Raw genomic sequence first — 13,068 nt, forward strand, 5'->3', positions numbered from 1 at the left:
ACCCGGTCCCATTTCGAACCCGGTCGTTAAGCTTTCCAGCGCCGATGGTACTGCCTCCATGGTGCGGGGTGGGAGAGTAGGTCGCCGCCGGACATCTTTTTGGAGCGGGCGACCCCTGTGGGGGTTGCCCGCTTCTTTTTGTTGTGCGGGTTTGTGGGTTGTGGGGGGTGCCGTGGGGCGCCCCCCTTTTTTTGTTGTGCGGAGGGAGTGGGGACGGACTCCCTAACGCATGAACTCCTGGTCAGTCCGGTTTGCGGAGGGCGCCGTCTTCGACGGAAACGCCGGCATTCGGGCCGCCTGGCGGGCAGTGGTCGCCGTTGGGACGCTTCATCGACGGTGTGACCGTGACGCGGTCGTCCATCAGCTCTGAACCGTTGGTGTCAAAGAGGACCAGGCGTACTTCCACGGGTTTGGTGGGTAGGTCCTCGACATCCGCGAATCCGTTGAGGTCGCCGGTCGGAGATGCGCGTGAGACGCACACCCCGTCGTCGCACTGTGCGGGGCCGGGCGAAGTCGAGGTGTGGAGACGGATATCGGGTTCCTTGCAGGAGCCGTCCCAGCACACTGTCATGGTCGCGGTGGACACATCGGCCGCATGACGCTCTGCGATGGTGACCGACACTCCCTTCGGAGCTCCGATCAGGGTGCATGGTTCCTTGGTCCCGGTCGTTGAGCCGTTGCCGCAGGCGACGACCGCGCACAGCGCGGCGACGGCCAGCCCCGCCCTCGTTGGCAGGGGCGCCAAGCGTCCGGGAGTGGTGACAGGCATCTGATCCCTCGCTTCGTGACGTGCCGTGGCGGACACTTGCAGGGCCCTGCGGCATGGTCCCGGCTCGTCCCTTCTCGGTTCGACGCATTGGTCGCCGTGAAGGGCTCATCGTTGTCGGGGTTTCGAGCGGCGGGCCTCGGCCCTCATCGGCTGCCCTCGCCCGCGCTCACGGTGGTCGACGCGCACCGGAAGGCGAGCGGGACTCCGCGCCATCGCGCGTCCGGTTCGATGCCGCCGGGGTTCGGGAGCCCGCCCGCCGTTGTTGCTTTTCGCTCGACTGGCAGCTCGCCCGGCAGAGCTGGCACCTTGCCCGGCAGAGGGTGCGCGCGATGCAGGTCGGTGGGACACGGGGGATACCTCGTCTTGGCTGGTGCCGACTGCGCGTTAGCGGGGTCGGTCGCGCGCTAGCGGTATCGGCTGCGCGTTGGCGGTATCGGCTGCGGGTGGTGGGCTCTGACCTTGTATCCTTCGGCGCATCCACTGACATGGCCCCCGATGCCACCACCGAGGAAGTGCTATTCCCGTGACGACTCCGGACCCGAGCGAGCTGACCGCCCAGTACGACCGCGCGCTTCGCGACTACGACGCCCTTGTCGGGCGCGGTCTCTCCTTGGACCTCACCAGGGGCAAACCAGCGCCGGAGCAACTCGACCTTGCCGCTGACCTGCTGACCCTCCCGAACGGCGAGTACACCGCCCCCGACGGCACCGACTGCCGGAACTACGGCGGGCTCCAGGGCCTGCGCGAACTGCGGGAGATCTTCAGCGGGCCGTTGCAGGTGCCCGCCGAGCAGCTCGTCGCGTCGGACAACTCCAGCCTCGCGCTGATGCACGACAGCATCGTCCACGCGCTCCTCAGCCCCGTGCCGGGTGCCGTCCGCCGGTGGGCGGACGAGCCCAGGGTCGCGTTCCTCTGTCCTGTCCCGGGCTATGACCGCCATTTCGCACTGTGCGAGCGCTTCGGCATCGAGATGATCCCGGTCCCGATGACGCCCGACGGGCCGGACATGGCGGTCGTCGAGGAGTTGGTCGCCGGTGACGCGCAGATCAAGGGGATCTGGTGCGTCCCGAAGTACAGCAACCCCGATGGCACCACCTACAGCGACGAGACCGTGCGACGGCTCGCCGGGATGCCGACGGCGGCTCCCGACTTCCGGATCTTCTGGGACAACGCCTACGCGGTGCACGATCTCACCGAGGACGCTGTGCAGATCGCCGACATCCTCGCGGCCTGCGCGGCGAGCGGCAACACCGATCGCGCGCTGGTGTTCGGTTCGACCTCGAAGGTGACGCTGGCGGGTTCCGGTGTCGCGTTCTTCGGTTCCGCACCGGACAACGTCGCCTGGTATCTCGGGTGCACGGCCAAGCGCACCATCGGCCCGGACAAGCTCAACCACCTCCGCCACCTGAAGTTCCTCCGCGACGAGGACGGGCTGCGCGCGCACATGGCTCGGCACCGCGCCATCATCCGGCCGAAGTTCGACGCCGTCGAGCGGATCCTCAGCGAGCAGCTGGGCGGTACCGGGCTGGCGTCCTGGTCGAAGCCTTTGGGGGGCTACTTCGTCAGCCTCGACGTGCCTGAGGGATGCGCGGGGCAGGTCGTGAGCCGGGCCGCCGCGGCGGGGATCGCGCTGACCCCGGCCGGCGCCACCCACCCGTACGGCGACGACCCCGCCGACCGCACGATCCGCGTCGCCCCCACCTACCCCGCCCTCGGTGATGTGGCGGCCGCTGTGGAAGGGCTCGCGATCTGCGTGCGCCTCGTCGCCACCGAGCAGCGGCTGAAGGCCGCCGAGTAGGATCCGCTGCGGGGTGGGTGCGATCCGGCCGGATCGCACCCACCCCCATAGCACCCAAGCGGGAACGTCCCCGCCGCAGTTTCGTCGCAGACCCGGCAGTGAGTTCGGAGGGCGTCATGGCCGAGGAGAGGCAGGGGCCGCTGCCGCCCGGCCAGAGCGGTGCCCCACTGCGCCGTTTCGGGCTGCCGCAGTTCGCCGCGGTGCGCCCGGTCGTCCCCGATCGTCCGGTGATCACGGTGGGCGGCACCGTGCGGGCGCCCATGCAGGTGGCCGTCGCGGAGGTGCTGGCGCTGCCCGGACGGCGGTCCGCGCAGCGGAGCGACCTCCACTGCGTGACGACGTGGAGCGCCACAGGGCTCGAATGGGGCGGAGTGCCGTTCGCCGCTGTGCACGAATGGCTCGCGCAGCGGGTGGAGCCCCACCCCAAGTGCGCATGGGTCGTCTTCACCGGACTCGACGGGTACCGCAGCTGCCTGCGGCTCGATGACGCCCTCGCCGATGACGTGCTGCTCGCCGACACCCTCCACGGCGAGCCCCTTTCGCCGGATGAGGGCGCACCGGTGCGGCTGGTCGTCCCCGCGCACTACGGGTACAAGAGTGTCCGCCACGTGTGCGCCGTGGAGTACAGGACCCGCTACGACTCCGGTTCCGTCGGCTGGATCGGACACCGCCGCGCCCGGATCTCGCACGAAGAACGCGGCCCGCTCCTGCCCGGATGGGTGTGGCGGCCGGTGTGGCGCGGCATGATCCCCGGTGTGCGGCGGCGGTACGCGCGCTTCGATGGCAGACCCCGGCGCTTCGGCGCCTGAACCCGGTACGCCGCGGGCGGTATCGATCGGCCGGGGTTTTCCCGGTTCGCGTGGCTTTGCGGGCGTCTGTGGGCAGAATCCTGCTATGGGTCAGAAGGCGTTGGTGGCGGCCGTTACCGCCGGTGTCGTCATGTGGGCTGCTCAGGGGTGTGTGCAGGAGCTCCAAGGCGGGCCGGAGGGCCCTTCCACCACGGCCCCGAGTTCGGATCCGGGGGAGGACCCCGGTTCGCCCGGCGGGTCGGCGTCGCCGTCCCGGGCGCCCTCAGGGGAGCCGGACGGCCCCGGGGGCTCCGGCGGTGGCGACGGCGGCAGCGATGGAAACGGCGGCGGCAACGGCAGCGGGCAGGGCGGCGGCAAGGGCGGCGATTCGGGGGCCGGGTCGGGCGGGGGCGGTCGGGTCGACGGCGACCCCGATACCGAAATCGACGTTCCGGGCAGTGAGCCCGGCAAACCCGCGGACCTGGTGGCCGTCATCGAGAAGGCGGTCCTCACCCGGGCCACGGCCAACTTCGACGCCACGGCTTCGCTGAACGGGATGCGCCGGGCCGAGGCGTCCGGCGGCTACGCGTTCCGCTCCGAGGAGCGGGTCGACTTCGCCGTGGACCTCGACATGCGCGCCCGCGGCGGGGGCGACTACTCCGCGCGCGCCGTTGCGGAGGACAGCGCGTTCTACCTCAAACCCCCGACGACAGAGGACATGCCCAAGGGGAAGTCGTGGGTGCGGCGCTCCCGGGCCGACTTCGAGGACCCGCCGGAACCGCGGGCACTGTACGCCGAGGTCATCAGGGCGGTGTCGGGCATCCGCGACTGGAGCATGATCGCGGGGGCGAGCGACCTGGTGCCGGCGGGGCCGCGCACCGTCGAAGGCGTCCGCGGCCGCGGGTACCGGGCGGAGTTCCCGGTGGTCGAGGGCATGGGCCACGTCAGCGGCAAGGGAGGGGCGTGGCGGGTGTTGCAGGACCTCTACGCCCAGGGCGTACGCGATATCGCGTTCACGGTGTGGGTCGACGACGACTACCTGCCGGTCGCCGTCCTCGTCCAGATGGACACCGACGAGGGCCCCGGCCACGTCGACCTGCGGTTCTCCGACTGGGGCGACGACATCACGCTGCCCGTTCCCGCGAAGCGCGACGTGTGGCGCCGGTCGTGATCCCGCCCACGCCGCTCCCGCGGCCCCGCCGGTGCCCTGCGGTGGCGGGCGGAGCGGGCGGCGATCGCCCGGTCGGGTGCGCACGGGCGCGCACGAGGGCATAGGCTCACTTGTCAGGCGGTGACCAGCGAGCGTGAGGTAGGGGTGCAGGGACTGGTGGCGACCATCAGCGCGGCGGAGCAGATCAGGCGGTACACGCTCGGGAACGGTCTGCGCCTGGTGACCGCACCGGCCGCCACGGGGCAAGTGGCGGCGGTCAATCTCTGGTACGGGGTCGGTTCGCGGCACGAGGTGCCCGGCAAGACCGGGTTCGCGCACCTGTTCGAGCACTTGATGTTCCAGGGCAGCGGCACGGTGTCCAAGGGCGAGCACTTCGACGCCGTCGAGCGGCTCGGCGGCGAGATCAACGCCTCGACGTCCACGGACCGCACCAACTACTACGAGACCGTGCCCGAGCACGCGCTCGACCTCGTCCTGTGGCTGGAGGCCGACCGCCTCGCCACGCTCCGCGAGGGCATGACCCAGGAGGTCCTCGACAACCAGCGCGACGTTGTGAAGAACGAGCGCCGCCAGCGCTACGACAACGTGCCGTACGGCACCGCGCTGGAACGCATCCTGCGGCTCGGGTACCCCGAGGGCCACCCGTACCACCACCCGACCATCGGTTCGATGGCCGACCTCGACGCCGCCGACCTCTCCTACGTCCTGGCGTTCCACGAGCGCCACTACGGCCCCGACAACCTCGTGCTGACGGTCGTCAGCGACCTCGACCCCGACGACGTCCGCGACCGCGCCGAACGCTACTTCGGCGGGATCCCGGCGCGGCCCGAGGCGGCCACGGCGCCCGACCCGACCCTGGCCGGCCCCATCGGCGGCCCCGTTGTCGACTCGGTCACGGCCGCTGTGCCCGCGCCGGCCGTCTTCCTGGGGTTCCGCGTCGGCGAGTACGGCGGGCGCGAGTTCGACGTCATGCACCTCGCCTCGGCCGTTCTCGGCCAGGGGCAGGGCAGCAGGCTGTACCGGCGGCTGGTGGTCGAACGCGGCCTGGCCGTCGACGACGGCGGCTCGGCGGCCGACATCCTGCCGTTCCGCTACACACCGAGCCTGTTCCTCGTCAGCGCCATCGCGCGCGACGGGATCGGCGGCGACGAGCTCGAATCCGCCATCCTGGAGGAGATCGAGCGCCTCGCCGAGGGCGTCACCGAGGAGGAGCTGGAGCGGGCGCGGGCGGTCCTCGAACGCGACCACCTGCAATCCATCTCCGGCCCGAGCGGGCTCGCCGACACCATCGGGAGCTGCACGCAGCTGTTCGACGACCCCGCGCTCGCCTACACCTGGCCGCAGCGCTGGAACGGCATCACCCCCGATGAGGTCGCCGGCTTCGCCAAGCGGCTCCTCACCGCGGAGAACCGCCTCGCCGTGCGCTTCTCGCCGCCTGCGGAGGACGACTCCGCCGACGAGTCCGCCGACGGCGCCGCCGCCGACTCCTGAGTCCGGCCCCGCCGCCCAGCCCCATCACCCGACGCCGATCCGACGCCGAAGAGAGAGTCGCAGTCCACATGCTCCAGTCCCGCCCCGTGCCCGGTGCCCCGAAGCCCTACACGTTCCCAAGGCCGCGCCGGGTCCAGGTCGGCGGCGGGACCGTCGTCGCCATCGACGTCCCCGGGCAGCTCTACGCGTCGGTGCGGCTCGTGCAGCGCTCCGGCGGGGCCGCGGAGCCGCTGGACCGCATGGGTGTCGCCACCCTCACGGGGGAGGCGCTGGAGGACGGCATCCTCGGCGACAGCTCGCTCGCACCGGCGCTGGAGCGCCACGGCGCCGAGTGGGCGTGCCGGGTGAGCTGGGACTCCTTCGTCACCGGTGTCGACGCCCCGGTGAACCGCATCACCGACGCCACGGCGCTGTTCGCCGAGGCGCTGCGCACACCGGCGCTGCGCGCCGACGACGTCGTGCGGCGCCGCGACCAGCTGGTGGAGCGGTTCGCGCTGGAGAACTCCATGGCGTCGACGCTGGCGGCCCGCTCCATCGGCGGGCAGTTGTTCAGTGGCCGCTACGCCACCCCGCTGGGCGGCGGCCCGGCGCGGCTGCGGGCGCTCACCCCGGAGTCCGTCGCGGACTTCCACACGTCGACCATCGCGTCGGTCGCGGGAACCCTTGTCGTGGTCGGCGACCTCGCCGGTGTGGACCTCGAGGCGCTGGGCCGGACGGTGTTCGGCGACGCGGCGCCCGCTGTGGCGCAGCCGGTCGCGGCCCCCGGCACGGGCGACGGCGAGCGGCCCCGCATCGTGGTGCTCGACAGGCCGGGTTCGGTGCAGTCGGCGCTGGTGCTCGCGCACCGCGCCCCGTCGCGCGCCGAGATCGACCTGGTGCCGGCCGAGAGCGCGGGCGAGGTCCTCGGCGGCATGTTCAACTCCCGGCTCAACATGGAGCTGCGCGAGCGGCTCGGCTACACCTACGGTGTGGGGTGCCGGTTCGACCTGCGCCGCGACGCCGGGGTGTTCTACATCAGCACCCAGGTCGAGGCGCCCACCACGGCGCACTCGATCAGCACGACGCTCGCCGAGATCGAGCGCCTGCGCTCCGACGGCGCGAACGAGGGCGAGCTGACCTCGGTGAAGGAGTCGAACACGGTGGGGCTGCCGGTGGCGTACTCGACGTCGCGGGCGCTGGCGTCCGCGCTCGTGGAGATCGTCGTGCACGACCTCCCCGAGGACCACGTCGACCGCCTGCGCGCCGGGTACGAGCGGCTGACGGCCGAGGAGCTGCACGCGGCGGCGGAGCGCTACCTCCGCCCGGAGGAGGCGGTCATCATCGTCGCGGGCGACGCCGGCGAGTTGCGCGGGTCGCTGGAGGACCTGGACGTCGGCCCGGTCGAGGTGCGCGACCCCGAGACTCTGTGGGGTTGAGCCGGTTTTAACCCTCCCTGTGGCGGCTAGACCATTTGGGGATGACCGGCGCCGTATGCGCGGGTCTTGACAGAAACAGATAACGAAACCGAAGCTAAGTGGTCCTGATCGTGCAAGTACCCCCTCCGACCTCCGCTTTAGCTGATATAACGAGTGATCCGTCCACCGTTTGGCGCGCTAGCCCCCGTAAGACTCCGCAGGAGGCCACCGTGGCCCGTGATCTGACGCAGTAGAAGCCGTGTCCTCCATCGATGAACCCCAGGCCGACTCGGCGGCGGCGACGCCGCCCGATTCGGCGCGCCCGGCCACCCTGGAGGCCGCTCCCGAGGAGCGGGTCCTCGCGGGCCGCTACAAGTTCGACGCCGAGGTGGCGCGCGGCGGCGTCGGCACGGTGTGGCGGGCGACCGACCTCGTCCTCGACCGCGAGGTCGCGGTCAAGGAGCTGCGGCTGCCCACCGACCTCAGCGAGGCCGAACGCGAGTCGCTGCTGCGCCGCACCACCCGCGAGGCGCGGGTCGCCGCCAAGCTGGCGCATCCGAGCGTGGTCACCGTCCTCGACGTCGTGAACGAGGACGACCGCCCGTGGATCGTCATGGAGTTCCTGGTGGCGCGCACCCTCCAGGAGATCATCGAGGTGGCGGGGCCGCTGCCGTACCCGCGGGTCGCCGAGATCGGCATGCAGCTCATCGGCGCGCTGAAGGCGGCGCACGACGAAGGCATCATCCACCGCGATGTGAAGCCCGAGAACGTGATGATCAGCGAGGAGGGGCGGGTCGTCCTCACCGACTTCGGGCTGGCGGCCTGGACCGGTGAGTCCGCGCTGACCAGTTCGGGGCGCATCGTGGGGTCGCCGTCCTACATCCCGCCGGAGCGTGCGAAGGCCGGGCCCGTGGGCCCGGCGTCGGACCTGTGGTCGCTGGGCGCCACGCTGTACGCCGCGGTCGAGGGCCACCCGCCGTACAACCGCAAGGGCTACATCGCCATCCTGCGGGGCGACGAGCTCGACGAACCGGCGCCGGCCGAGCACGCAGGGGCGCTCGCCCCGGTGCTGGCCGGTCTGCTGCACGTGAAGCCCGAGGACCGGCTCACCGGCGACAACGCCGAGAAGATGCTGCGCATCGCCGCTCTCGCGCCGTGGGCGCCGGAGACCAGCCCCGAGTCGGCGGCGAAGTCCGCTGCCGAGTCGGCGCCGCCGGCCCCGCTGGTACCCGCGCCCGGTGCGGGCGACGACGACCCTCCGGCCGCCCCTGAGGGCGCGGCCGACGACGGCTCCGACACCGCCGAGGAATCCGGCGGCGACTCCGGCGACGAACCGGACCAGTCCGGCGACGACCGGTTGGACCACACCGCGCGGGAGCACTTCCGGGCGGGCGCCAGCGTGCTCCGCCACAACGTGAAGGAGTCGGTCTCCGAGCTGCACGACTCGGTGTCGTCCCTCCAGGAGCGCATGCGCGAGCACCGCCCCGAGTCGGTCAACCACCTGCTGACCTCCATCAGGGAGTCGACCGACACGATCGGCCTGACCAGCAGTGGGCGCCATGGCGGGCGCAAGAAGCCGAGCCCCATGGTGATCGGGGTCGTCGTGGCGGTGGTGGCGCTGCTGGCGCTGATCCTGTGGGCGCTGCTGTTCCGCATCGGCGGCTGAGCGGCCGGGGCACGCTGACACGTCCCACTGGCACAGAGCCCCGCTGACACGGTGATGAGGCGCGAGGATGGGATCCCCGCGCCTCTCGCGCTGGTAGGGCCGACGGGATTCGAACCCGCACTGGCAGAGACCTAAACTCTGTGCCTCCTACCGGTTGGGCTACGGCCCTTTGACGCGCCTCATGCTAGCGGTTTCCGCGGTCGGGCGCCGCTCTCGCGGGGCGCCCCGCGAGAGCGGCGCCCGACCGGCGGTTCACACCCCGAGGTCGCGCTTGATGCGGTCGACGTGGCCGGTGGCCTTCACGTTGTAGTACGCCTTGTCGACCGTGCCGTCGGCGTTGATGACGAACGTGGACCGGATGACCCCTTGGACGACCTTGCCGTAGTTCTTCTTCTCGCCGAACGCCCCGTAGGCGCGCAGCGCCTCCTTGTCCGGGTCGGCGAGCAGGGGGAAGGTGAGGCCCTCCTTGTCGCGGAACTCGGCGAGCTTGGCGGGGCTGTCCGGGGAGACGCCGAGGACGGTCAGCCCGGCCTTGTCGAAGTCGCGGAAGTTGTCGCGGAAGTCGCAGGCCTGGGTCGTGCAGCCCGGGGTCATCGCGGCCGGGTAGAAGTACAGGACGACGCGGTTGCCGCCGGCCTTCAGCACCTCGCTGAGGCGGACGGGGGTGCCGTCGGCGTCGTCGAGGGTGAAGTCGGGGGCGGTGTCGCCCGGTTCGAGTCGGCCGTCGGTGGCGCTCACTGGGTCTCCTCGTCGAAGGTCGGTGCGGGGGCCGTTGTTTCGCGGGGTCCAGCCTAGTCACGGCGGGGGTGGGCCCGCGGGCGGGTGCGGGGCGGTGTCGGGGCCGGGGGCGAGGTCGGTGTGCGGGGCGCCGCACCGGGAGCCGGATCCCTTGCCCACACGGCGTCGTGGGCCGCGCTTTCGGCCGGGACGCGGCCCGTTCGCGGCCCTTCTGCGCTCGGGGTACGCCAAATGCCCCTATTCTTGGCCGAGTCGGGGAGAGCGGGCCCGTTCATGCGGGCGACCACGTGTGCGTAGACTCATGCGTCACCACCCCCGCGTCGTCAGCCGCCGACCGGCCGGAGCACACACCGCTTCGCGATTTTGGAGTCCGACAACAATGGCCGCATTCACATTGGCTGAAGTCAGGGAGCGCACCTGCAAGACGCGCGATTCCTGGTGGACCGTGTGGATGGTCGATCCGCTGGCGCTGCGACTGGTGCGGCTGGTCGCCAACCGCACCTCGATCACGCCGAGCCAGTTGACGACCGCGGCCCTGCTGTTCGGCCTCGGCGCCGCGGCGTGCTTCGCGTTCGGCTGGTGGCAGCTGCTGGTGCTCGGCGCGGTCCTGTACTACGCGTGCTTCCTGCTCGACTGCATGGACGGCAAGCTCGCGCGCCTCACCGACTCCGAGTCGCTGTTCGGGTCGTGGATGGACTACGTCTTCGACCGGTTCCGGGTGCTGGTGTGCGCCATCGCGCTGATGGGCGGCCAGTACGTCGCCACCGGCGAGGTCCTCTTCGTGTGGCTGGCGCTGGTCGTGGTCTTCCTCGACATGCTGCGGTATCTCAACGCCTTGCAGGTCTACAAGATCCGGCGGGAGATGCGGTCGCACGTCGCCGGCGTGCTGGAGCGGGCGCGGGCCACCCTGTCGATGCTGGAGCCGGCCGACCCCGCGGCCGAACCGATCGGCCCCGAGGGTGCCGGGCGCCCCATGAGCGACGCCGGCGAGCAGGCGGTGCTGCGCCACGGCATCTCCGTGCTGGATCAGATGCTGCGGACCCAGATGGAGCGCGAGAGCCGCTCCGACCGCGACGCCGGCAAGCAGCCCGATGTCCGGCTGCCAAAGGTCGACCTGCACAAGGAGTTCCGCGACCGGTTCCCGTGGTACCAGTGGTTCTGGGAGTTCCTCCGGGTGCGGCGGGTGCGCACGCACCTGGTGAGCGGCATCGAGTTCCAGGCGGCGGTGTTCATCATCGCGCCGCTGGCCGGGGCGGTGGCGCCGGGCGCGATCGCGTGGATCACCATCCCCATGGGTGTTTTGCTGATCGCGTTCGAGGTCGCGATCGTCTATAAACTGTGGCTGTCCACGCACGACTTCTTCCGTGTGGTGGACGGCATCGAAGGCGCGCTGAACCTCACGCGCCCGTCTGCGGGGGCCGACCGCGCGGAGAGTGCGGCCGGCGGCTCCTCCCAGGCGACCCTGGGGTAGTGGAAGGGACCACCGTATGGAGGAACGCGACCCTGCGGGGGAGCGCCGCGACCCGGCGAATGTGCAGGCTGAGATAGAGCGTACTCAGCAGCGGCTGGCCTGGTCGATCGATGAGCTGGTCGATCGGACCAGCCCCAAGAACGTCGCGCGCCGCGGGTGGCACCGCGTCCTCGACGCCGGCGACCAGCTCGTGGGCGAGGCCCGTGCGCTGGTCACGGGGTCGACCGCGGTGCGCCTCGACAGCCACGTCATCGAGCCGCCCGAGGGCAGCGTCCGGCTCCGTGGTGACGAAGAGGTCGTCTCGACCTATTCGACCCGCGGCCCGATCCCGCCCGAGGCCGTCCTGGTCGGCGTGGGTGTCGGCCTGGTGGTCACGGTCGGCCTGGTGATCGCCTGGCGGAAGCGGGCGAAGCGCCGCTGAGACCCGCCGACCCGGCGTCCGGCCGCGTGGTCCGACGAACGACCCCCGGCGGCCCTTTTCAGGGCCGCCGGGGGTCGTTCGTCGGAGGGCTCGGGGGCCACCGGGTCCGGGGGGTCACAGGAAGGTCCGGCCCTCGCCCCGGTAGGTGGGGACCGCGGCGGTCACCCGGTCGCCTTCGACGAGGTGCAGTGTCGGGAAGTGCTCGCACAGTTCCCCGGCCTTGGCGTGGCGCAGCCACACCAGGTCGCCGATCTCGAGGCCTTCGGCCGCGGCGCCGAGCAGCGGCGTCTGCACCTCGCCGGCGCCTTGGGTGGAGCTGTAGGACAGGCCGGCCGGCAGGTAGGGCTGGGGGAGCCGGTCGGGGTCGCCGGTCCCGGAGGCGAGGTAGCCGCCGCCCAGCGCGGTGGCGGCCCCCCTGGCGGGGCGCCGCACGATCGGCAGCGCGAACAGGGCGGCCGGGCGTCCCGTGAATGCGCTGTAGTGGTCGAACAGCCGCGGGTGGTAGAGCCCCGACCCGGCGGCGACCTCGGTGACGGCGCGTTCGCGGCTGGTGGTGTGCAGGCTGCCGGTGCCGCCGCCGTTGACGAACCGGAGGTCGGCGACCGCGCGGACGGCACGGACGATCGCCGCGCGGCGGTGGGCGAGCTCGCGGCGCGAGCGGCGTTGGACGGCGCGCAGGAAGCGGCCGTAGGCGGGATTGCCGGGCGGCAGGTCGCCGACACCGGCGATCTGCGCCTCGTACGCCATGAGCCCGTCGAGTTCGACGCCGGGGCGCCGGGTGATGGCGCGGGCGAGGCGGGCGGCCTGGGCGGGGCTGCGCACGGGGGAGCGGTGCGCGCCGATGCGCAGCCGCGGGCCGAGGGGCTGCCAGCTGGTGTCGACGTCGATGCAGAGCCGCAGGGGGCGCACCGGGTCGGGTGCGGCGCGGGCGATGAGGTCGAGGTGGGCGGGGTGGTCCACCATGAGGGTGATGGACGCCGCCGCGCGGGGGTCGGCCGCCAGGCGGGCGATGGCGCTGGTGTCGGTGGTCGGGTAGGCCACGAGGATGTCGTCGCTGAGCGGTTCGTCGCCGTCGGCGCCGGCCAGCCACAGCGCCTCGGGCAGGGTGTACGCCATGATCCCCGCGAAGCCGGGGTGTGCGAGGGCCGCGCGGATCAGGTGCCGGCAGCGCACCGACTTGCTGGCGAGCCGGATGGGGGTGCCGTTGGCGCGGCGGACGAGGTCGGCGGCGTTGCCGCGGAACGCGTCGAGGTCGACGACGGCGAAAGGGGCGCTGAGCCCGGCGGTTGCCGTTTCCAGGCGGGCGCGTTCGCTGGTGCTCATGGCGTGAGCATCCCACAGGTCGTGAATCGGATTCATGT

11 protein-coding genes, 1 tRNA gene and 1 rRNA gene are annotated in these 13,068 nt (G+C 71.8%); 9 read left to right on the forward strand and 4 right to left on the reverse strand.

The window, feature by feature from the left end:
• Positions 1-93 (forward strand): 5S ribosomal RNA (gene rrf / locus CLV63_RS22935); the annotation flags it as partial.
• A gap of 148 nt (positions 94-241) precedes the next feature.
• Here the strand turns inward: rrf and CLV63_RS22940 are convergent.
• Positions 242-622 carry a hypothetical protein gene (locus tag CLV63_RS22940; RefSeq protein ID WP_245928994.1) on the reverse strand — a complete coding sequence of 127 codons (381 nt, stop codon included), beginning with the start codon at positions 620-622 and terminating at the stop codon, positions 242-244.
• A gap of 670 nt (positions 623-1,292) precedes the next feature.
• On the opposite strand from CLV63_RS22940, the gene CLV63_RS22945 reads away from it, so the two are divergent.
• The 6 genes from CLV63_RS22945 to CLV63_RS22970 all read left to right on the forward strand — a co-directional run bounded on the left by CLV63_RS22945 (position 1,293) and on the right by CLV63_RS22970 (position 9,077).
• Positions 1,293-2,567: an aminotransferase class I/II-fold pyridoxal phosphate-dependent enzyme gene (locus CLV63_RS22945; protein ID WP_106585267.1), complete on the forward strand. Its 1,275-nt coding sequence runs from the start codon at positions 1,293-1,295 to the stop codon at positions 2,565-2,567.
• Between the two features lie 116 nt (positions 2,568-2,683).
• Entirely contained in the window at positions 2,684-3,376 is a 693-nt protein-coding gene (locus CLV63_RS22950; RefSeq protein ID WP_106585268.1) for a molybdopterin-dependent oxidoreductase, read from the forward strand.
• Between the two features lie 85 nt (positions 3,377-3,461).
• Positions 3,462-4,526 (forward strand): hypothetical protein, encoded by a 1,065-nt coding sequence (locus CLV63_RS22955; protein WP_146165633.1) that lies wholly within the window; start codon positions 3,462-3,464, stop codon positions 4,524-4,526.
• A gap of 156 nt (positions 4,527-4,682) precedes the next feature.
• On the forward strand, positions 4,683-6,017 hold the full coding sequence (locus CLV63_RS22960; protein ID WP_106585382.1) for a M16 family metallopeptidase: 1,335 nt from the start codon (positions 4,683-4,685) through the stop codon (positions 6,015-6,017).
• A 68-nt stretch (positions 6,018-6,085) separates the two neighbouring features.
• Positions 6,086-7,432, forward strand: a complete 1,347-nt coding sequence (locus CLV63_RS22965) for a M16 family metallopeptidase (RefSeq protein ID WP_106585270.1) — start codon at positions 6,086-6,088, stop codon at positions 7,430-7,432.
• Positions 7,433-7,670: 238 nt separating this feature from the next.
• On the forward strand, positions 7,671-9,077 hold the full coding sequence (locus tag CLV63_RS22970; RefSeq protein WP_245928995.1) for a serine/threonine-protein kinase: 1,407 nt from the start codon (positions 7,671-7,673) through the stop codon (positions 9,075-9,077).
• Between the two features lie 91 nt (positions 9,078-9,168).
• Here the strand turns inward: CLV63_RS22970 and CLV63_RS22975 are convergent.
• Positions 9,169-9,246 (reverse strand) — tRNA-Leu (locus CLV63_RS22975).
• A gap of 83 nt (positions 9,247-9,329) precedes the next feature.
• Complete coding sequence (gene bcp, locus CLV63_RS22980) at positions 9,330-9,815, reverse strand: thioredoxin-dependent thiol peroxidase (protein WP_106585271.1); 486 nt, start codon at positions 9,813-9,815, stop codon at positions 9,330-9,332.
• A 379-nt stretch (positions 9,816-10,194) separates the two neighbouring features.
• Between bcp and CLV63_RS22985 the strand changes: the two genes are divergently transcribed.
• Both CLV63_RS22985 and CLV63_RS22990 read left to right on the forward strand, forming a co-directional pair.
• Positions 10,195-11,286: a CDP-alcohol phosphatidyltransferase family protein gene (locus CLV63_RS22985; RefSeq protein WP_106585272.1), complete on the forward strand. Its 1,092-nt coding sequence runs from the start codon at positions 10,195-10,197 to the stop codon at positions 11,284-11,286.
• Between the two features lie 16 nt (positions 11,287-11,302).
• Positions 11,303-11,707: a DUF3618 domain-containing protein gene (locus tag CLV63_RS22990; RefSeq protein WP_106585273.1), complete on the forward strand. Its 405-nt coding sequence runs from the start codon at positions 11,303-11,305 to the stop codon at positions 11,705-11,707.
• A gap of 114 nt (positions 11,708-11,821) precedes the next feature.
• Here the strand turns inward: CLV63_RS22990 and CLV63_RS22995 are convergent, their stop codons facing one another.
• The gene (locus tag CLV63_RS22995; RefSeq protein WP_106585274.1) at positions 11,822-13,030 is read right to left on the reverse strand and encodes an amino acid deaminase/aldolase; all 1,209 of its coding nucleotides are present in this window, start codon (positions 13,028-13,030) and stop codon (positions 11,822-11,824) included.
• Between the last annotated feature and the right edge of the window lie 38 nt (positions 13,031-13,068).

Origin of the sequence: Murinocardiopsis flavida, from assembly GCF_003014485.1 — a bacterium.
In the GTDB taxonomy this organism is placed as follows: domain Bacteria; phylum Actinomycetota; class Actinomycetes; order Streptosporangiales; family Streptosporangiaceae; genus Murinocardiopsis; species Murinocardiopsis flavida.